The following is a 656-nucleotide window of genomic DNA, read 5'->3' as shown; positions in this document are numbered from 1 at the left end:
GGCGCGCACCTGCACAGCTTGATGGGCCGCCTTTGCCATCACCGAATACCGATTGCGATCGAAGCTCACGAGGCACGTCGAACTGGCTACGTGTTCGCTCTCGAAGAACCCGTCGAAGGGGACCGGTAGCGGTTGCAGCATGGGAAGCTCCGCCTCCAGCGCCTGCGCGATCGTCATATCTGCCTGGTCAGGATGCTGGTTGCGTTCCGCCCAGCGACGGCACTCGGCCTCCAGCCAGATGTTCAGCTCCTCGAGGCTGGCAAAGCGCAGGCGCGGCTTGAACAGGCGCTCCCTGCTAGTCTGAACCTGGTTCTCGACCTGCCCCTTCTCCCACCCTGCGGCAGGACTGCAGGCCACCGGCTCGACGCGATAGTGGTCCGTCATGATCAGGAACCGCCGGTTGAACAGGCGTTCCTTGCCGGTGAACACCGTCGTCACAGCCGTCTTCATGTTGTCGTAGATGCCGCGCGTCGGAACCCCGCCGAAGAACGCAAAGGCGCGGGAATGTGCGTCGAACACCATCTCCTGCGTCTCGCGAGGATATGCACGGACGAATGGTGCCCGTGACCAGCATAATCGCATATGAGCGACCTTCACCCGCATCGGCTTGCCCGCGATCTCGACATCCTCGTGGCTCCAGTCGAACTGGTAAGCCT

Annotated in this window: 1 pseudogene; it reads right to left on the bottom strand. The window is 62.5% G+C overall.

Annotation, left to right across the window (positions count from 1 at the left end):
* A pseudogene (gene istA / locus OKA11_RS24480) lies at positions 1 to 656 on the bottom strand (IS21-like element ISSsp4 family transposase); the annotation flags it as partial.

The sequence above is a fragment of the Novosphingobium clariflavum genome, assembly GCF_026420865.1.
In the GTDB taxonomy this organism is placed as follows: Bacteria; Pseudomonadota; Alphaproteobacteria; order Sphingomonadales; family Sphingomonadaceae; genus Novosphingobium; species Novosphingobium clariflavum.
This window is presented reverse-complemented; position numbering and strand designations above follow the sequence as displayed.